This is a genomic window from Bradyrhizobium sp. 155 (genome assembly GCF_023101105.1).
Classification (GTDB): domain Bacteria; phylum Pseudomonadota; class Alphaproteobacteria; order Rhizobiales; family Xanthobacteraceae; genus Bradyrhizobium; species Bradyrhizobium canariense_D.
On record NZ_CP064704.1, the window covers coordinates 3,342,699 to 3,359,744 of the forward strand.

Sequence of the window (17,046 nt, forward strand, 5' to 3'; positions counted from 1 at the left end):
TGGGTGCAGATTGCGATGTGCATCATCTCCGCGCTGCTTGTCTCGTCGACCCAGGCCGCGGCATGGGACAGTTCGCCCGCCAAGACCGACGTTGCCATCCCAAGCGTCGAAGAACTCACTGTGCAGCCGGAGAAGCCCGGTGCGCGGGAGAGCGACACGCGGGAGTCGATCTGCCTGATCATCGAGGCCGCGGCGCGCGATGCCAATCTTCCGCTGGAGTTCTTCGCCCGCGTGATCTGGCAGGAAAGCCGCTTCCAGACCGATGCGGTCGGGCCGGTGACGCGCAGCGGCGAGCGGGCGCAGGGGATCGCGCAATTCATGCCGGGCACCGCGAGCGAGCGCGGGCTGCTCAATCCCTTCAATCCGGTGCAGGCGCTGCCGAAGTCGGCGGAATTCCTGAACGAGCTGCGCAACCAGTTCGGCAATCTGGGGCTGGCGGCGGCCGCCTACAATGCCGGGCCGCGCCGGGTGCAGGAATGGCTCGCCGGCACCGGCGGCATGCCCGAGCAGACCCGCAATTACGTTCTTGCGATCACCGGCACGAGCGTCGATGCGTGGGCCAAGGCAGGCGCGACCGGCAAGGGGCCGCCCGGCGTGCCGCCGACGAGCTGCCGCGATCTGATGGCGCTTTTGAAGCGCGCGCCGAATGCCTTCGTCGCCGAGCTCGAGCAGCATGTGGAGCTTGCGGCTGCAAAGGTCTGGGGCGTGCAGCTCGCCGCGGGCTTTGACCGCAACCGCGCGCTGGCGATGTACTCCCGCGCGGTCACGCGGCTGAGCGCCGTGATCGGCGAACGTGATCCGAGCCTGCTCAGCTCGGTGATGCGCAGCCGCGGCACGCGCGCCTTCTACCAGGTGCGCATCGGCGCCGATACGCGGAGCGAGGCGGATGAACTCTGCGGTCGCATCCGCAAGGCCGGCGGGGCGTGCTTCGTGCTGAAGAATCGCGGTGTGAGCGGGTAGGGCATCTGTCCCAGCGTGCATGCCAGCCCCGCCGTGCGCTTTCTTGACGCGAGGCGCCGCATTGCCCGTTATGCGGGCACGATTCCTCATCCGGCCAAGACTCCCCGTGGCGCTTCCTCCGCTCAATTCACCTCAATGGCAAAGTCCCTGGCGCGCCTTTGCGTGGGGGCTGCGCTCGATCACGCAGACCATCCTCACGCTCGTGCTGTTCGTGACCTATCTCGGCATCGGCGCGCTCGCCCACGACACACATTTCAGCCTGCTCTGGGCGCTCTGCTCGACGCTGTTCGTCTGGGCAGGTCCGGCGCAGATCATCCTGATCACCACGCTTGGCTCCGGCGCGACGATCGTCCAGTCCGCGATCGCGGTCACCGTCAGTGCGATCCGGCTGTTTCCGATGGTGGTCTCGGTGCTGCCGTTGATGCGCACGCCGACGACGAAACGGCGCGAGCTGTTTTTCGCGGCGCATCTCACCGCGGTGACACTGTGGGTCGAATGCCATCGCTTCCTGCCGCAGGTACCGCGTGAACGCCGGATCGCCTTCGTCAACGGACTTGGCTTCGGTCTTGTCTCGGTGTGTCTCACCGCCAATGCGGTCGGCTATTTCCTTGCCGCCAATCTGACTCAGACGCTTGGCGCGGCGATCCTTTTGCTGACGCCGCTGTCCTTCCTGTTCTCGACCGCACGCAACAGCCGCGAGCTCGCCGATGTCGTCGCCCTCGCGCTGGGCATATTGCTGTATCCACTGGCCGCGAAGATCAATTCCGGCCTCGACATCCTCGTCAGCGGGCTCGTGGCGGGCACGATTGCCTATGGCGCGCATTGGTGGCGGGAGGTGCGCGCATGAGCTTTGCGCAGCTCATCGGCGACTGGCACGCGCTGGCGGTGCTGTTCGTCGCCGGCGTTGTTCCCAACCAGATATGGCGCATGCTGGGCCTGTGGTTCGGCGGCGGCATCGACGAGGGCTCCGAGCTTCTGGTCTGGGTACGGGCGGTCGCCACGGCGACCCTGGCCGGCGTCATCGCCCAGATCGTGGTCGAGCCCCCCGGGGCGCTTGCGAGCGTGCCGGACGCCCTGCGCTACGGTGCGGTCGGCGCCGGCCTCGTCGTCTTCCTGCTGGCCCGCCGCTCGATCTTCGCGGGCGTGGTCGCGGGCGAAGTCTTCATGCTGGCCGGCAAGTGGTGGTTGGGCTAAAACCGCCGGCGAACAGCAGGGAATTGGACATATGGTTCGCGAAAACCAGCTCCGCGAGGGTGAAGTCTCCATCGAGCTGCCGCCGACGCAAGATGCCGGACTCGTCTTCATCGGCCGCATCCGCACGCCCTGGAGCTCGCGGATGGAGACCCCGCGGCAGGGCCGGACAGACGGCCCGATATGTCGGCTCGAGATCTTCGAGCCGTTCGTGCCGGCGATCAAGGGCGTCGATTTCTACAGCAATCTCGAAGTGCTTTACTGGCTCGACAAGTCGCGCCGCGACATCGTCCTGCAAAGCCCTAAGAACAACGAGAAGACCCGCGGCACGTTTTCGCTGCGCTCGCCGGTGCGCCCTAATCCGATCGGCACGTCGATCGTGAAGCTGGTCGGCATCGAAGGCAACGCGATTCTGGTGCGCGGGCTCGATTGCCTCGACAACACGCCGCTGATCGACATCAAACCAGATCGTTGCGAGTTCACGCCGCTGGCCGCCCCGCAGCCGGGAGATTTTCAGACGGAGTGAAGTGTCTCCTCCGTCATTTCGAGGAGCTCTTGCGACGAAGCAATCCAGACTGTAGCCGCGGAGGCAGTCTGGATTGCTTCGCTGCGCTCGCAATGACGAGTGGAGAGCGTCAGCCCGCCTTCAACGCCGCGATCAGCTTGGTCGCGTTCTCTTCCAGCACCTTGACGTCTTCCTTGCGGCTGGCGGGCGGAAGCATCGCCACGCCGTCGTGGCGCGGCATCACGTGCATGTGGAGATGAAACACCACCTGTCCGCCGGCCGCCTCGTTGAACTGCTGCACGGTGATGCCGTCGGCCTTGAACGCCGTCATCGCTGCGGCAGCGATTTTGTGTGCGCCGCGGGCGACGTGGGCGTAGTCGTCCGGCTTGATGTCGAGGATGTTGCGGGCAGGAGCTTTTGGAATCACCAGCGTGTGGCCCGGTACCCGCGGCATGATGTCGAGAAAGGCGAGCACGTGCTCATCCTCGTAAACCTTGTGGCAGGGGAATTCACCGCGGAGGATCTTCGCGAAGATGTTGTCGGGGTCGTAGGCGGTCATGGCGGCGGCTCCCTGGAATTTTGCGCTTACTGTCACCAGCCGCAACGAACCGTCAAGGCGCCTCGTCGGCGCCTTTGCGGAACGGGCCGAGCTCGGCCAGCTCCCGTCCGGCTTCCGCAACATAGGCGCGCTCGCGCTTGAGGTAATCGTCGATGGCGCGGCGCAAGCCCGGATCAGCGATGAAGTGAGCGGAGTGGGTGGTCCGCGGCAGGTAGCCGCGTGCGATCTTGTGCTCGCCCTGCGCGCCGGCTTCGACATTCGCCAAACCGCGTTTGATGGCGAAGTCGATCGCCTGGTAATAGCAGACCTCGAAATGCAGGAAGGGATGATGCTCGACCGCACCCCAGTTGCGGCCGAACAGCGTGTCCGAGCCGATGAAGTTGATCGCGCCCGCGATCCAGCGATCGTTGCGGCATGCCATGACCAGCAGCACGTCCTGGCTCATGGTTTCGCCGATCAGCGAGAAGAATTCCCGCGTCAGATAAGGGCGGCCCCATTTGCGCGAGCCGGTCTCCATGTAGAACATGAAAAACGCATCCCAGGCATCCTCGGTGATCTCCTTGCCCGTGAGGCAGTGGATGGTGACCCCGGCAGCCAGCGCATCGCGCCGTTCGCGCTTGATCGATTTGCGGTGGCGGGAGTTCAGCGTCGCCAGGAAATCGTCGAAACTCGCAAAGCCTTCGTTGTGCCAATGGAACTGCTGGTCGGTGCGCTGGAGGAAGCCGTGCTCGGCGAGCAGCTTCCACTCCGCCTCGCGGGCGAAAGTGACGTGCACCGAGGAAGCCTTGCTGACACCGCACAGCGCCACCAACCCGCTCGCCAGCGCTTCCATGATGTGCTCGCGGTCAACGCCGTCGCGGACCAGCAGCCGCGGTCCCGTCGCCGGCGTGAACGGAACCGAAACCTGCAGCTTCGGATAGTACCGCCCGCCGGCGCGCTCATAGGCATCGGCCCAGCCGCGGTCGAAGACATATTCGCCTTGCGAGTGCGATTTCAGATAGCAGGGCACGACGCCGGCGACGCGACCGTCGACCTTGGCCACGAGATGCCGCGGTCCCCAGCCGGTGCGGATCGTGGCCGAACCCGATTTCTCAACGGCCGATAAAAACGCGTGGGAGACGAAGGGGTTATAGCCGGGCTTTGAGAGGCCGAGGGAATCCCCTGGAAGTCCGGATGAGGTTCCCTTGCCATGCCCATTACAAGACTTGCCGCCGGGATTGGCGCAGGCGTCCCAGTCGTCCGGCGATACTTCGCCAATGGAAGGTACGGCCTCAAGGGTGATTTCGGATGGTGCCATCGTGCCCAAGATCGTGCATTGCAGCAGCGACTTCAAGAGTGGGAAACATCAAGCCTAGGGTACGAAGCCCTCGAAGATCATCTGATCCGCATATTGCGCGACCCGCGTCCGCTGCTCGGTCGTACGCACGGTCCAGCCCAGTAGAGCGCAGCCGAACACATTGCGGGCGATCCAGAGGGCGGGGGCGGGCAGGTCGTCGACCCTAAAGGCGACGAACTGCGGCTGGGTCTGAAAACCATGGCGCAGGTACAGCATGCTGTCGCGCTGCTGCTGCGTCAGATGAGCCCAGTAGTCGTCCTGATAGCTCCGTTGCGCGACGATGCCGCGGGGGCGGGATGGCAGCAGCTCGCGCAGCGCCAGCACCTGGTCCGGGTCGAACGACATGCCGACCGCGGGGCCATCATAGGACGCGAGCACTTCGGCCATCCGCTTCACCAGCTTGCGGTCGCGGTCAAAACGGCTCTTAACCTCGATCACCAGCGGCACGCGGCCGCCAACAAGGGCGCAGAGGTCGCTGAGCGACATCATCCGCTCGGCCGTGTCCTTGAACGTGAGCGCCTTCAGTTCAGTGGCGGTTTTCTCGACCAGCGGGCCGGTGGCCTCGGTCAGGCGGCCGAGCGCATGGTCGTGATGCACCATGGCCTCGCCGTCGGCGGAGAGCTGGATGTCGACCTCGATGGAGAAATTGCCCGCAATTGCAGCCTGCACCGCGCCCGGCATGTTCTCGACGATGCCGCGGGAAATGTCGTGCAGGCCGCGATGGGCGACCGGGCGGGCTGTCAGCCAATCAGGAGCGCGCATTCGCCTCAGGCGACCTCAAACACGCCTTCGACCTCGACCGCCGCATCCGCGGGCAGGGAGGCGACGCCGACAGTGGTGCGGGCATGACGGCCCTTGTCACCGAAGGCGGCGACCATCAGGTCGGAGGCGCCGTTGAGGACCTTCGGCCCGTCCAGGAAGTCCGGCGCCGAGTTGATGAAGCCGCCGAGGCGCACCACGCGCACGACCTTGTCGAGGTCGCCCAGCGCCGCCTTGACCTGGGCCAGCAGATTGACGGCGCAGCCGCGGGCGGCCGCGGCGCCGTCTTCGATGGTCACGCCGGCGCCGAGCTTGCCCTTGGCGATCAGCTTGCCGGCGGGATCGAAGCAAACCTGGCCGGAGACGAACAGCAGATTACCGGTGCGCACGAACGGCACGTAGTTTGCCACGGGGGTGGGGGCCTCGTGCAGCTTGATGCCCTGTTCCGCCAGCTTCTGCTCGACCGTGCCCGCCATGTCCGACCTCGTTGTCCAAAAATCCATCCGCCCCGGCGCATCCCTTGCAGGCCGGGCGGGCCCTGTTTCGCCCATCGTGCCGCCACATGCAAGCAACCGTCGGGGGTGGCATTTTGTTGAGGCAGGGCAGGAGGTTCAACGCAAAGGCCGCAACTTTACGTGAAACGGCCTCAGTTGCGACGCAATGGAACGGTCATTAAAATGTCGAATCTGCGCTTTCCTCAGGAACCAGACATGCTGCACCTTTTCTGGACTTCGCTCGGTGTGACGGCGCTCGCGGCGGCCGCTCTCGGCCCCGGAGGCGAGGCGTTGGCCGCGAACGGTCCGTTTCTCGCGCATCAGGCGCTCTATGATCTGAGCCTGGTGAAATCGCGCTCGAATTCGATCAACAGCGCGCGCGGCCGCATCCTCTACAATTTCACCGGAAGTTCGTGCGAGGGCTACACCTCCGAATTCCGCCAGGTTTCCGAGCTCGACAGCGGCGAGGGCAAGGTCACGCTCAGCGACCTCCGCTCCAATTCCTGGGAGGACGCCGGCGGCAAAAGCTACCGCTTCAAGATCGAGACGCGGATGAACGAGGCGGATGCCGGCCGGGTCGACGGCTCGGCTGAGCGCGACGGCGACCACATCAACGTCAAGCTGAAGCTGCCGGCCCCGAAGAGCTTTACGCTCGACGGCAAGATCGTATTCCCGACCGAACAGATCCAGCGCATCATTGCCGCCGCCAAGGACGGCAAGTCGCTGCTCGAACTCTCCGTCTATGACGGCTCCGACGATGGCCAAAAGGTCTACAACACGCTGACCGTGATCGGCCAGCCGATCCCCGCCGAACGCGAAGGCTCGCCCGATCCCTCGACGTCCGACGAGCACATGAAGTCCCTCAAGCGCTGGCCCGTCACCGTCAGCTATTTCGATCGTGAGGCCCAGCAGAAGGAAGGCGAGCAGACGCCGGTCTATGCGATGGCGTTCGAGCTCTACGAGAACGGCGTCTCGCGCCAGCTTGTGCTCGATTACAACGATTTTGTGATTTCGGGCGCGATGGGCAAGTTCGACGCGAAGGACAGCAAGCCCTGCAATTGAGGGCTGGCCTGCAACGCGGTCTCTGGCTACGCTCCTCCCAACCACAAACATCCGGGAGGCTCGTCATGCCCAAGCTCGATCATCTCCGTCCCAGCGGCCTGCATCACAATCCCGCCTATTCGCATGTCGTCACCGCCACGGGGGCGCGGACGATCTACATCTCCGGCCAGGTGTCGGTGGACGAGGAGGGGCGGATTGTCGGCGAGGGCGATCTCGCGGCGCAGACCACGCAGGTGATGCAGAATCTCGGGCATGCGCTGAAGGCGGCCGGCGCGAGCTACGCCAACATCGTGAAGATCACGACCTTCGTCGTGAACTACAAGCCGGAGCTGCGCCCGATCATCGGCAAGGCCCGCTCGGCCTTCTTCGAAGGTATGGAGCCGCCGGCGAGCACGCTGGTCGGCGTCTCGGCGCTCGCCGCGCCGGAATGGATGATCGAGATCGAAGCGGTGGCTGTCGCGGATTGAGATCTTTCGCTACAAGTGTGTTGCGTTGGACATCTCTCGCAGAAGAACCATCGCGTCGTCGGCCCTGTCTGCCGGCACAAACAAATGATCGTGGTGAAACGCCGACACGGCGTTCACGCTGATGCCGGCTGCGGCGAGACGTGCCGTGATCGCCGCCAGGAAGCCGACCGCATCGAGTGCGGAGTGAACCGTCAGGGTGATCAGGCACGATGCAAATGCGTGGCGTAGTCCTGCCGCTTCGGCCTCTTCGCGCAGGAGCACCAGCGTCGTTCCTTCCTGCTCGCAAAACGTCAGCAGTGGACTGAGCGCTGCGGGAACTGGCTCGTTCGTCGGGATCGTGCAGAACACGAAGATGCCCGGCCGCATCTCCGGCTTCATGTGTCTCAGCAGTGCGTGGAGGTCGCGTTCGCCTGTCATCACTCCTGCGCCTTTTCCGGCCCCTCATACGCGATGCCGCGGATCACTGCGGCGCTGCCGAATTTCTTGCGCAAGCTGTCCACCGCGCGCTCGGCATGGGCGGCGCGGCGGTCGAGCATGTCGGTGTCGTCGGCGACTGAACCCTCGCGCAGGGCGCTGACGCCGGCGCCCATCAGGCGGAAGGCGGTGCCGTCGATCTCTTTCGCCAGCATCTCGCGGCAGATCGAGAAGATCTTCGCGGCAAGCTGCGTCGGGGCCGTGATCGACTGCGAGCGGGTGCGCTGGCGGAAATCGGCGGTCTTCAGCTTCAACGTGACGGTCAGGCCGGCGAGCTCGCTGCTCTTAAGGCGAGACGACGTCTTTTCGCACAGCCGCCACAAAATCTTCTCCAGCGTCGCGAAGTCCCGGATGTCGGTCTCGAACGTCGTCTCGCTCGAAATCGTCTTGGCGCCCCGATCGGGCTCGACGCGGCGGTCGTCGATGCCGCGCGCGAGTCGCCACAGCCTGCGGCCGTCACTCGGAAACTGCCGCATCACCTCGATCTCGTCGGCCTTCTGCAGGTCCGCGATGATGCGGAAGCCGCGTTGCACCAGACGCTCCTGCGTCGCGGGTCCAACGCCGAAAATGAAACCGACCGGCTTCTCCGCCAGCATCAGGCGCGCTTCGTCCTGGTCGAGCGCAGCAAACCCGCGCGGCTTGTCCAGGTCGGAGGCGATCTTCGCCAGGAACTTGTTGCAGGAGAGGCCGACCGAGACGCTGATGCCGATGTCGCGCTCGATGTTGCGTGCGAACCGCGCCAGCACCTTGGCCGGGATCATGCCGTGCACCCGCTCGGTGCCGGAGAGATCGAGGAACGCCTCGTCGATCGAAAGCGGCTCGACCAGCGGCGTCAGCGCTTGCATGGCCTGGCGCACCTCGCGCCCGACCCGGACATATTTCGCCATGTTCGGCGGGATCACGGCTGCATGCGGGCAGGCTTCCAACGCCTTGTACATCGGCATGGCCGACCGCACGCCGTAGGTGCGGGCGATGTAGCAGGCGGCCGACACCACGCCGCGCTTGCCCCCGCCGATGATCACGGGCTTGTCGGCGATGTCGGGATTGTCGCGCTTCTCGACGGTCGCGTAGAAGGCGTCGCAGTCGATATGGGCGATGGTCAGGCTTGCGAGCGCGCGGTGGCGGGCGAGGCGGGGGGAACCGCAGGCGGAACAGCGCCGCACGCCCATATCCAGATCGGCCGAACAATCCCGGCAGAAGCAGCGGGGCCCGGCCGTCTCCAAGGAGGTCACGGCACGTCGCGCTCCCAATTGGGGTCGCCGAGCGCGTCGCCGAGAACCTGCCGCGCTGCGGCAACGTTGGTCGGATGCAGTTCCGCCGTGCTGGCAAAAGCCTTCACGGTGGCGTCGTCGCGCATCACGAAATCGAGCACGCTCAGCAGGAAATTGGGGTCCGAGGCGGCATTGCGCAGCATCTCCGGGCCGACCCCTGTCTCGGCCAGGAACAGGCCCAGCCGCTCGGGTTCGCCCGCGACGAAAGACAGCGCCTGAAGCGCAACGATTTCAGCGACTTCGCGCGGGTTGTGAACAGGCTTTTTCACGTGGCCGGTTTGCCTTTCCGTTAACTTTCGGTGTCTACTTTGGGGCCACCATGCCCGAGTCTCGTTTCCAAGTCTCTTGCCCAGTCTCTTACCCAAGTCTTGCGACCCCCGACAAGCAACTGGAAACCACATCGCAGAAAGTCGGCCCTCGGGTTTAACGAAACTCAAGCGAATTCGAGGCTAGTTTGAATCCAGTTTTCGAAGCGCCGGCGACCGGCGCCTGAGGCGTCACATGCATCGGTCTGCGGACCAATCAGGAGGGCGGGATGGCTAAGACCGTCCTGATCGTGGAAGACAACGAGCTCAACATGAAGCTCTTCCGCGACCTGTTGGAGGCGCACGGCTACCAGACCACCGGCACCAGCAACGGCTACGAGGCGCTCGACCTCGTTCGCAAGATGCGGCCCGACCTCGTGCTGATGGATATCCAATTGCCGCAGGTCTCGGGCCTGGAGGTGACGCGCTGGATCAAGGACGATCCGGAGCTGCGCAGCATTCCCGTCGTCGCCGTCACGGCGTTCGCGATGAAGGGCGACGAAGAGCGCATCCGCGAGGGCGGCTGCGAGGCCTATTTGTCCAAGCCGATCTCGGTCGGCAAATTCATTGAGACGGTCCGACGTTTCATCGGATAGGAAGTGAGTTCACAGTGTCCGCGCGTATTCTCGTCGTCGATGACGTCCCTGCCAACGTCAAGCTGCTCGAAGCCCGCCTGTCCGCCGAATATTTCGACGTGATGACCGCCGCGAACGGCACCGAGGCGCTGGCGATCTGCGCCCGCGCCGAATGCGACATCATCCTGCTCGACGTCATGATGCCGGACATGGACGGTTTCGAGGTCTGCCGCCGGCTCAAGACCGATCCGGCCACGCATCACATTCCCGTCGTGATGGTCACCGCGCTCGACAGCCCGTCCGACCGCAACCGCGGGCTGGAAGCCGGCGCCGACGATTTCCTGACAAAACCCGTCTCCGATGTCGTGCTGATCGCGCGCGTGCGCTCGCTGACCCGGCTGAAGATGATGACGGACGAGCTGCGCATGCGCGCCATCACCTCGCTCGAGATCGGCATGCAGGCGCCCGAGCGCAGTGCGATCTCCGACACCGGCAAGGGCGGCCGTATCCTGCTGGTCGACGACCGCCAGTCCTCCTATGAGCGGCTGGCGACGATCCTTGCCGCCGAGCACACCATCGACGTCGAGCCGAACCCGACGGAGGCGCTGTTCCACGCCGCCGAGGGCAATTACGATCTGCTGATCGTCTCGCTCGACCTCAACAATTTCGACGGCCTGCGGCTGTGCAGCCAGGCGCGCTCGCTGGAGCGCACGCGGCATGTGCCGATCCTGGCGATCGCCGACCCCGAGAACGCGACGCGGCTGCTGCGCGGGCTCGAGATCGGCGTCAACGACTATCTGCTGCGTCCCATCGACAAGATCGAGCTGCTGGCGCGTGCCCGCACCCAGATCCGCCGTCGCCGCTACACCGACCATTTGCGCGACAACGTGCAGAATTCGATCGAGATGGCGATCACCGACGCGCTCACGGGGCTGCACAATCGGCGCTACATGGAGAGCCATCTCGCGACGCTGGCCGAGCAGGCCGCAACGCGCGGCAAGCCGCTGGCGCTGATGATTCTGGACATCGACTACTTCAAGTCGATCAACGACAATTACGGCCACGACGCCGGCGACGACGTGCTGCGCGAATTCGCCGTGCGGGTGCGCAAGTCGATCCGCGGCATCGACCTTGCCTGTCGCTACGGCGGCGAGGAATTCGTCATCGTGATGCCGGAGACCGATCTCCACGTCGCGGGCATGGTCGCCGAGCGCCTGCGCCGCTCGATCGCCGGCGAGCCCTTTGCGATCCACAAGGGCACCAAGCGCATCGAGGTCACGATCTCGATCGGCCTGACCACGCTGGAGCAGAAGGGCGAGGCGGTTGGCGACGTGCTCAAGCGCGCCGATACCGCCCTGTACCGCGCCAAGCACGACGGCCGCAATCGCGTGGTGTCGCACGCGGCGTGAGGCCGCTGGCACACGCCCGCGTAAAAAAACGCGAAAACAACCCCATGCACAGTAGCCGACACTAGTCGGATCAATGGCTTACGTCGGCTGCAAAACGGCTGATGCGCACAGCATTGCCGTTTGACTCGTCGGGCAAAACAGGAGCATCCTGCTAGCATCCAACATCCACAAACTCTGCTGTCATCCCGCTAGCGAGGAATCCGGCACGCCACGGCGAACAAGCGGGCGTCCACCCTTCAGGTCAGGGAGGATAGGGCTCCGACCATTCTGCCTTGGCCAGGGCCGCGCCCGTGCTGGACTTCGCGATGACCTCATAAGTGTACAGGCCGGAATTGCAGGGGCCCCAGGTTCGCAAGCTCTCCGGCTTCACGATGTTGTCTGAAGGAAATGGGATCTCCTGGCCCCCCATCTCGTAGTTCTTCTCTCTGCGAAACTTGACGACGATCGTGCGCGTGCCGGGCGGAACACTCTTCATCTTGATTTCGGGATTGGGAAAGACGGTGGTGCAGGGCCGCGGAGGTCCAAACGTGAATTGGATCTTCATCTCGTCGGCCCAGGCCGGGGTGCAGATGATCAGAAATGAAATTGGCAGCAACGACGAAAATCTAATCATGGGCACGCCCCAAAAAAAACCAGTGTATCGGCAGGGCCGCCTGATGCCAAGTTTACTCCATGTCTCGCCCTCGCAGCCCTAGGCCTCGTCCACTCCCTTCAGGACGTCACAGAAAGGGCCCGCCGTAGCGGGCCCTGTGGAGATGGAGAAAGTCCGGGTCACTTCTGATCGACGTTGCTGGTCCCTGAACCGGGCGTACCGATCGGCAAGCCGTTCGCCGCATGACCGACGCCAACACCCGGCGCACTGACGGCTCCTGGAGTTTGATCCTGTGGAAGCGTCTTGATCCCCGTTCTTGCCTGCTCCGCGGGGCTCATCTGGTTCTTGTTGTCGCTGTTGGCGCCGTTGGTGGACGTGATACCGGACCTGTCGGTCCCGTTTGGCGTGCCCGCCTGTGTCGATCCTGACGCGGTGTTGCCCGCGCCGGTGGTGGTCGGTGTGCTCGCGGTATTCCCGTTCGGCGTCGGGGGCTGAACGTTCGGGTTGATTGGAGAGTTGTTGGTGTGAGCGCCGGTTGAGGTTCCGTTTGTGCCCATGCCGGATGGCGCCGAGTGGCCTCCATTGGCGGCGCCAGACGTGCCAGTGCCTGCGCCTGAGCTGGCGGATGATCCGGACGCGCCGCCGCTCGCAGCTGCGCCACCCGCGCCTCCGCCGCCACCACCTCCGCCGCCGCCTTGTGCGAAGACGGGAGCGGCAACAGCGAAGGACAGTGCGGCTGTAAGAAGAAGCGATTTTCGATTCATGACCTTCTCCGGTGTAAAGAAGGTCAACTACGCCGAAATGACGATGGTTCCTCTCAGTCCACTCGCTTCAAGAGATCGAAGGGTGAAGCACGGCAAACGGACCTTGCGGTGCGTGCTTTCCGATCCGTACTTCTTGCGGCGAGCGGCGGGTTCTGATGTTGCAGCTGCTTCAGGGATGCCGGGCCGGCCGCTTGCCTCGCTTCACCGTAGTCTGATCTCCCACCGTCACCCCCGCATTCCGCAGCAGCACCGTCGCCGCTTCCTTCGCGGCGCGGGCCATTGCGGGGTCGTCGCGGACGAGGTCCTGCGCGATCGAGCCGTCGACCAGCAGCACAAGCTGCGTTGCGAGTGCCTCTGCGTTCGCAACGCCGAGCTCATTGAGGCGATCGCGAAACCAGGTGCGGCGGCTTTCCTTGAAGGCGATGGCAATCTTCTTTACGGCGCGGTCCGCCGGGCCAAGTTCGGCGACGGCATTCACGAACGGGCAGCCGCGAAAATCTTTTGCGGCGAAGCGGCGCTCCAGCGAATCGAAGGTGGCGAGGATCTGCTCGGCCGGGGGCTTGTCGGAGGGGCGGGGCTGCACGAAGCGGCGCTCCAGGTAGGCGGCGATCAGCGCGTCCTTGGAGGGGAAGTGGTTGTAGAGCGTGCGCTTGGAGATGCCGATCTCGGCCGCGATGGTGTCGACGCCGATGGCGCGAATGCCCTGAAGATAGAACAGTTTGTCGGCGGTCTCGAGAATCCGCTCTTTCATCGTCTGTGGGGCGGGCGGGGGAGCCATGCGGCGGTGAATGTCCTGTTTGCTTGACAGCGCACGCTATTCATAGCCTAAGTACACAGGTCTGTGTAACCAAAATCAACTGATATTGCAGACGACGGCGCTCGCGCCGCGCCGATGAGGGAGACAAAAATGCCCCTGTTGCAGGTCCTGCGCCCGACATTGCCCATCCTGATCGGCGCCTCGATCATGCTGACGCTGAGCATGGGGCTGCGGCAGAGCCTCGGCATCTTCATGCAGCCGCTGACCCACGACATCCATCTGTCGATCTCCGATTTCACGCTGGCGCTGGCCGTGCAGAACCTCGCCTGGGGCTTTCTCCAGCCGCTCGCCGGGGCAATGACCACGCGCTACGGCTTCCGTCCGATCATGATCGCAGGCTCGTTCATGTACATCGCGGGCCTGGTGCTGATGGCAACCGCGAACGGTCTCGTCGCCATCATGATCGGCGCCGGCGTGCTGATCGGCACCTCGCTCGCCTGCACCGCGGCGGCAATCGCGATGTCGGTGGCGGCGCGCGCGGTGCCCGCGACGGTGCGTTCCACCGTGCTCGGCATCGTCTCCGGCGCGGGCTCGCTCGGCGCGCTGCTGTCAGCGCCGATCGGGCAGATGCTCAACGAGGGCTTTGGCTGGCGCATTGGGCTGGCCGGCTTCGTGGTGATGTCGGTGCTGATGATCCCGGCGGCCTGGTATGCCGGGCGCGTCGACGCGGTCCCGCTGCCGAAGCCCGCGACTGACGAGATCGTCGATGCCACGGCGATGATTGCAGCGAAGACCGCCTTCGGCAATGCGTCCTTCGTGGTGATGACCTGCGCCTATCTCGTCTGCGGCATGCAGCTCGTGTTCCTCACCACGCACCTGCCGTCCTATCTCGCGATCTGCGGCCTCGATCCGATGCTGAGCGCGCAGACGCTCGGGATGATCGGCGGCTTCAACGTGCTCGGCTCGCTGTTCTTCGGCTGGGCCGGCCAGCGCTGGAACAAGCTGGCGCTGCTCGGCGGCATCTACGTCCTGCGCTCGCTGGCGCTGGCCTGGTACTTCATGTTGCCGGCGACGCCTGCCTCGACCTTGCTGTTCGGCGCAATCATGGGCTTCCTGTGGATGGGTGTCGGACCGCTGGTCGCGGGCGCGGTTGCCGAGATGTTCGGCCTGCGCTGGCAGGCGATGATCCAGGGCCTCGCCTTCATGAGCCACCAGATCGGCAGCTTCCTCGGTGCCTACGGAGGCGGGCTGCTCTACGACGCGCTCGGCTCGTACACGATGGCCTGGCGCATCGGCGTCGCGCTGGGGCTGGCCGGCGGCATCATCCAGGTCGCGTTTGCGCTGATCCGGCCGTCGCAGCCGCCGGCGCCGGTGTTGCGGACGGCGTAGGCGAGGCGTCCAGCGGCTTGAGCGAACTTCGTGGAGCGCGGCATCATCAAACGGAGTGGTACCGCTGCCCCGATCAGTGCCCAGCGCCGCGCCCAATTTGGGACTTCCGTAATTGGTGCGAAGCGGACCTTCACGGTAATGCCCGCTGGGCGCCGCTTGAACCCATTGCTGACTCTAGAGAGAAGCTGAGCAAAACCAATGAGCGACATCCTCCGCCTCCGATGCGGGCGGCAGGCGTTGTTCGCTGCAAGGCTCATCAATCAAAACTGCCTGAACTTCGCTGGACGGTGTCCAGCGAAGCTCAATGCTGGTATGGGTCGGAAGATCGATCCGACAGCATCCACGAGGGTCGCCGATCAATTCAGCTGACACTCACGATTGAAAAATTCCGGCGCGTCGTCTGGCGTTATAGGCCACCTCGCGCTTCCCAGTAAGTGGGTGTCCCATAATACCGGTGGGTTCGCGTTTCCCAATCTCGATCCTGCCAGGAGTCATCGCTGAACTCCGGCGCATCCCTGAGCTGTTGCTCTGTGATATTGGTTCGGAAGCCCTCGATCGACGTATCATACGTCAGAGCGCTCCATGGAATGGGGTAGTGGCTGTGACCCAAGCCAACAAATCCGCCGAAGCTCATGACTGCATAAGCTACGCGGCCTGACACCTTGTCGATGATGAGGTGATCAATCTCACCGATATTCTTTCCATCTGCTCCATACACCTCGGTTCCCTGAATGTCTTCGCTCGAGATGCAGTGATGATCCGGGTGGGCCGTTGCGCGGGCCATGACTTTGTCTCCCTCACAGGTGATTTTGGCGGCTTAACTTGGCAGCTACGAGGACGTTCCTGCGTTGAGCGCCGCAGCGCCAAATCGACGCGATTGGTCCGTAGCTGACCTACGGAGCGCGGCCAGTCGAGGACCGCTAGTGGGCCCAAAGCGGACTCCAGCGCATCGCGCTGCCCCTGAGGGAGTAGCGAAGCCTCGAATAGCCTTGGAGCAACTTATGGGCGCACTTTCGTGACCGAGCCCGTTAACATAGTTAAATTGATTTGCTGGTTTTTCCCGATAGTTTTTTGCGCAGGGGAGAACATTCATGCGAAGCTCTCGCGCAATCCTTTATGCCCAACGACTTAGCGAACTCACCTCTCAGCTCTCAGAATTGGAATATATTCGAGGTCTAGTCGAAGAAGCAGAGCGAAGCGCCCGCAGTGTGCCTCCATTACGCTTGACACATCCTGCTTCGCGCCGCCTTCGAACTCGTGAACCAGGCGCCCTGTCTGTCCGCTTCCGTCGCCGCGCGCCACCAAGCTGGAATGCAGGCCCTATCAGCCCCTGACAACGACAACCAAGTCAATCGGACTTTGCTGGAGCCATTCCCCGACGGATGGTGGGCTTCCTCCTAAAACCTCTCCAAGCGCTCGCCTTCACTCCTGCTGAGAAGGAGGGGACGAGAAGCGCCAGCAATGATAAGCGACTTCGCACATTGATACGCATCGCCGGCCGAGGGTCTAACCGTAGGCGTCGGTGGCTGAGAGACAATTCCGCGCTCCCGCCTGCATGTTAGGAGCGCAAAATGGCCGAAGAATTCAGCGCCGAGACACGTGCCTGCTCGAGCGAGCCAACGAACCATCGCTCAAAGTCGTCACTTAGCCACGGAACATCGCCCACTCGTCCCTGAGTGCGAACTAAATCTCCGACACAGGCTGCTCAACATAGTCGCCCTGCATACTGATGACCGGAGATTGCCGGGTCCGCGCACCTGACGACGCTTGAGGGCTTCGGTCCGCTGCCCCTGAGGAAGTTCCGAAAAGTGCGAAGCCGGACGAAACTTATTGTCGCACTTTGTGACCGGACTTATTAACATGGTTCAATTGATTTAATAATATTTAAGGTATTTAATCTCTGCGCCAGCTCCGGAGAGACCCCATGCCCGACGAAGACGATGACCGCCGCGAATTTCTGAAGACCTGCGGAAAGTTCGCGGTGGTGACACCTCCAGCCATAACGCTGCTGCTCTCCACCTCCCTCACGTCCGATGCAATTGCTAAATCGGGTGCGAGCGCGGTCCATCACCACGGCAACAATGGCTGGGGTAACGGCGGCGGCGATGGTAGTCCCAACGGCAAGGACGACAGAGGCCGCTGAACATTTGTAGGCGGAACGGCAGTTTGGAACGACT

At 63.8% G+C, this 17,046-nt stretch carries 21 protein-coding genes; 11 read left to right on the forward strand and 10 right to left on the reverse strand.

Annotated elements, in window-relative coordinates; genetic code table 11:
- Window positions 1-15 precede the first annotated feature (15 nt).
- From IVA93_RS16300 to tsaA, 4 genes are all read left to right on the forward strand, one after another.
- Window positions 16-960, forward strand: coding sequence for a lytic transglycosylase domain-containing protein (locus tag IVA93_RS16300; protein ID WP_247541099.1), 945 nt, complete (start codon window positions 16-18; stop codon window positions 958-960).
- Window positions 961-1,066: 106 nt separating this feature from the next.
- Window positions 1,067-1,807: an AzlC family ABC transporter permease gene (locus tag IVA93_RS16305; protein ID WP_018455168.1), complete on the forward strand. Its 741-nt coding sequence runs from the start codon at window positions 1,067-1,069 to the stop codon at window positions 1,805-1,807.
- Entirely contained in the window at window positions 1,804-2,154 is a 351-nt protein-coding gene (locus tag IVA93_RS16310) for a branched-chain amino acid transport AzlD family protein (protein ID WP_018455167.1), read from the forward strand. Before IVA93_RS16305 ends, IVA93_RS16310 begins: the two co-directional genes overlap by 4 nt.
- Before the next feature lie 31 nt (window positions 2,155-2,185).
- A complete protein-coding gene (gene tsaA, locus IVA93_RS16315) occupies window positions 2,186-2,677 on the forward strand; it encodes a tRNA (N6-threonylcarbamoyladenosine(37)-N6)-methyltransferase TrmO (RefSeq protein ID WP_018455166.1) in 492 nt (163 codons plus the stop codon).
- A gap of 109 nt (window positions 2,678-2,786) precedes the next feature.
- Here tsaA and IVA93_RS16320 read toward each other — a convergent pair whose 3' ends face one another.
- Genes IVA93_RS16320 through IVA93_RS16335 form a run of 4 tightly spaced genes read right to left on the reverse strand, consistent with a single transcriptional unit; the run spans window position 2,787 to window position 5,786 of the window.
- Window positions 2,787-3,215: an HIT family protein gene (locus IVA93_RS16320; RefSeq protein WP_018455165.1), complete on the reverse strand. Its 429-nt coding sequence runs from the start codon at window positions 3,213-3,215 to the stop codon at window positions 2,787-2,789.
- Between the two features lie 52 nt (window positions 3,216-3,267).
- Complete coding sequence (locus IVA93_RS16325) at window positions 3,268-4,512, reverse strand: GNAT family N-acetyltransferase (RefSeq protein ID WP_204511402.1); 1,245 nt, start codon at window positions 4,510-4,512, stop codon at window positions 3,268-3,270.
- A 54-nt stretch (window positions 4,513-4,566) separates the two neighbouring features.
- Window positions 4,567-5,313 (reverse strand): glycerophosphodiester phosphodiesterase, encoded by a 747-nt coding sequence (locus IVA93_RS16330; protein ID WP_018455163.1) that lies wholly within the window; start codon window positions 5,311-5,313, stop codon window positions 4,567-4,569.
- A 5-nt stretch (window positions 5,314-5,318) separates the two neighbouring features.
- Window positions 5,319-5,786 carry a RidA family protein gene (locus IVA93_RS16335; protein ID WP_007611287.1) on the reverse strand — a complete coding sequence of 156 codons (468 nt, stop codon included), beginning with the start codon at window positions 5,784-5,786 and terminating at the stop codon, window positions 5,319-5,321.
- 234 nt (window positions 5,787-6,020) lie between these two features.
- Here IVA93_RS16335 and IVA93_RS16340 point away from each other — a divergent pair, with 234 nt between their 5' ends.
- Window positions 6,021-6,866, forward strand: coding sequence for a cell envelope integrity EipB family protein (locus tag IVA93_RS16340; RefSeq protein WP_247541102.1), 846 nt, complete (start codon window positions 6,021-6,023; stop codon window positions 6,864-6,866).
- A gap of 65 nt (window positions 6,867-6,931) precedes the next feature.
- Entirely contained in the window at window positions 6,932-7,333 is a 402-nt protein-coding gene (locus IVA93_RS16345) for a RidA family protein (protein WP_007603265.1), read from the forward strand.
- A gap of 9 nt (window positions 7,334-7,342) precedes the next feature.
- On the opposite strand, the gene IVA93_RS16350 is transcribed toward IVA93_RS16345, so the two are convergent.
- The 3 genes from IVA93_RS16350 to IVA93_RS16360 are packed head-to-tail and all read right to left on the reverse strand — an operon-like array spanning window position 7,343 to window position 9,347.
- Window positions 7,343-7,750 (reverse strand): ACT domain-containing protein, encoded by a 408-nt coding sequence (locus IVA93_RS16350; protein WP_085351383.1) that lies wholly within the window; start codon window positions 7,748-7,750, stop codon window positions 7,343-7,345.
- The gene (locus IVA93_RS16355) at window positions 7,750-9,039 is read right to left on the reverse strand and encodes a DNA polymerase IV (protein WP_085395620.1); all 1,290 of its coding nucleotides are present in this window, start codon (window positions 9,037-9,039) and stop codon (window positions 7,750-7,752) included. Before IVA93_RS16355 ends, IVA93_RS16350 begins: the two co-directional genes overlap by 1 nt.
- On the reverse strand, window positions 9,036-9,347 hold the full coding sequence (locus tag IVA93_RS16360; protein WP_027518410.1) for a DUF3572 domain-containing protein: 312 nt from the start codon (window positions 9,345-9,347) through the stop codon (window positions 9,036-9,038). Before IVA93_RS16360 ends, IVA93_RS16355 begins: the two co-directional genes overlap by 4 nt.
- Before the next feature lie 266 nt (window positions 9,348-9,613).
- On the opposite strand from IVA93_RS16360, the gene IVA93_RS16365 reads away from it, so the two are divergent.
- Window positions 9,614-9,979, forward strand: a complete 366-nt coding sequence (locus IVA93_RS16365) for a response regulator (RefSeq protein ID WP_007603272.1) — start codon at window positions 9,614-9,616, stop codon at window positions 9,977-9,979.
- A 14-nt stretch (window positions 9,980-9,993) separates the two neighbouring features.
- Entirely contained in the window at window positions 9,994-11,367 is a 1,374-nt protein-coding gene (locus IVA93_RS16370) for a PleD family two-component system response regulator (protein ID WP_018455158.1), read from the forward strand.
- Window positions 11,368-11,608: 241 nt separating this feature from the next.
- Here the strand turns inward: IVA93_RS16370 and IVA93_RS16375 are convergent, their stop codons facing one another.
- Entirely contained in the window at window positions 11,609-11,980 is a 372-nt protein-coding gene (locus IVA93_RS16375) for a hypothetical protein (protein ID WP_085384430.1), read from the reverse strand.
- Window positions 11,981-12,262: 282 nt separating this feature from the next.
- Between IVA93_RS16375 and IVA93_RS16380 the strand changes: the two genes are divergently transcribed.
- Window positions 12,263-12,454 carry a hypothetical protein gene (locus IVA93_RS16380; protein WP_085386298.1) on the forward strand — a complete coding sequence of 64 codons (192 nt, stop codon included), beginning with the start codon at window positions 12,263-12,265 and terminating at the stop codon, window positions 12,452-12,454.
- Window positions 12,455-12,892: 438 nt separating this feature from the next.
- Here IVA93_RS16380 and IVA93_RS16385 read toward each other — a convergent pair whose 3' ends face one another.
- The gene (locus IVA93_RS16385; protein WP_085384428.1) at window positions 12,893-13,501 is read right to left on the reverse strand and encodes a TetR/AcrR family transcriptional regulator; all 609 of its coding nucleotides are present in this window, start codon (window positions 13,499-13,501) and stop codon (window positions 12,893-12,895) included.
- 129 nt (window positions 13,502-13,630) lie between these two features.
- Between IVA93_RS16385 and IVA93_RS16390 the strand changes: the two genes are divergently transcribed.
- A complete protein-coding gene (locus IVA93_RS16390; RefSeq protein WP_247297033.1) occupies window positions 13,631-14,869 on the forward strand; it encodes an MFS transporter in 1,239 nt (412 codons plus the stop codon).
- 406 nt (window positions 14,870-15,275) lie between these two features.
- Here IVA93_RS16390 and IVA93_RS16395 read toward each other — a convergent pair whose 3' ends face one another.
- A complete protein-coding gene (locus IVA93_RS16395) occupies window positions 15,276-15,653 on the reverse strand; it encodes a PRC-barrel domain-containing protein (protein ID WP_018455153.1) in 378 nt (125 codons plus the stop codon).
- Between the two features lie 1,140 nt (window positions 15,654-16,793).
- Here IVA93_RS16395 and IVA93_RS16400 point away from each other — a divergent pair.
- On the forward strand, window positions 16,794-17,012 hold the full coding sequence (locus IVA93_RS16400; protein WP_085351389.1) for a hypothetical protein: 219 nt from the start codon (window positions 16,794-16,796) through the stop codon (window positions 17,010-17,012).
- Window positions 17,013-17,046 lie beyond the last annotated feature (34 nt).

What these genes read in the sequence shown, in the direction of transcription:
- IVA93_RS16300 (WP_247541099.1), top strand. Translation starts at nt 16, where the DNA reads ATGTGCATCATCTCCGCGCTGCTTGTCTCGTCGACCCAGGCCGCGGCA.
- IVA93_RS16310 (WP_018455167.1), top strand. Translation starts at nt 1,804, where the DNA reads ATGAGCTTTGCGCAGCTCATCGGCGACTGGCACGCGCTGGCGGTGCTG.
- tsaA (WP_018455166.1), top strand. Translation starts at nt 2,186, where the DNA reads ATGGTTCGCGAAAACCAGCTCCGCGAGGGTGAAGTCTCCATCGAGCTG.
- IVA93_RS16320 (WP_018455165.1), bottom strand. Translation starts at nt 3,215, where the DNA reads ATGACCGCCTACGACCCCGACAACATCTTCGCGAAGATCCTCCGCGGT.
- IVA93_RS16325 (WP_204511402.1), bottom strand. Translation starts at nt 4,512, where the DNA reads ATGGCACCATCCGAAATCACCCTTGAGGCCGTACCTTCCATTGGCGAA.
- IVA93_RS16330 (WP_018455163.1), bottom strand. Translation starts at nt 5,313, where the DNA reads ATGCGCGCTCCTGATTGGCTGACAGCCCGCCCGGTCGCCCATCGCGGC.
- IVA93_RS16335 (WP_007611287.1), bottom strand. Translation starts at nt 5,786, where the DNA reads ATGGCGGGCACGGTCGAGCAGAAGCTGGCGGAACAGGGCATCAAGCTG.
- IVA93_RS16340 (WP_247541102.1), top strand. Translation starts at nt 6,021, where the DNA reads ATGCTGCACCTTTTCTGGACTTCGCTCGGTGTGACGGCGCTCGCGGCG.
- IVA93_RS16345 (WP_007603265.1), top strand. Translation starts at nt 6,932, where the DNA reads ATGCCCAAGCTCGATCATCTCCGTCCCAGCGGCCTGCATCACAATCCC.
- IVA93_RS16350 (WP_085351383.1), bottom strand. Translation starts at nt 7,750, where the DNA reads ATGACAGGCGAACGCGACCTCCACGCACTGCTGAGACACATGAAGCCG.
- IVA93_RS16365 (WP_007603272.1), top strand. Translation starts at nt 9,614, where the DNA reads ATGGCTAAGACCGTCCTGATCGTGGAAGACAACGAGCTCAACATGAAG.
- IVA93_RS16375 (WP_085384430.1), bottom strand. Translation starts at nt 11,980, where the DNA reads ATGATTAGATTTTCGTCGTTGCTGCCAATTTCATTTCTGATCATCTGC.
- IVA93_RS16385 (WP_085384428.1), bottom strand. Translation starts at nt 13,501, where the DNA reads ATGGCTCCCCCGCCCGCCCCACAGACGATGAAAGAGCGGATTCTCGAG.
- IVA93_RS16390 (WP_247297033.1), top strand. Translation starts at nt 13,631, where the DNA reads ATGCCCCTGTTGCAGGTCCTGCGCCCGACATTGCCCATCCTGATCGGC.
- IVA93_RS16395 (WP_018455153.1), bottom strand. Translation starts at nt 15,653, where the DNA reads ATGGCCCGCGCAACGGCCCACCCGGATCATCACTGCATCTCGAGCGAA.
- IVA93_RS16400 (WP_085351389.1), top strand. Translation starts at nt 16,794, where the DNA reads ATGCCCGACGAAGACGATGACCGCCGCGAATTTCTGAAGACCTGCGGA.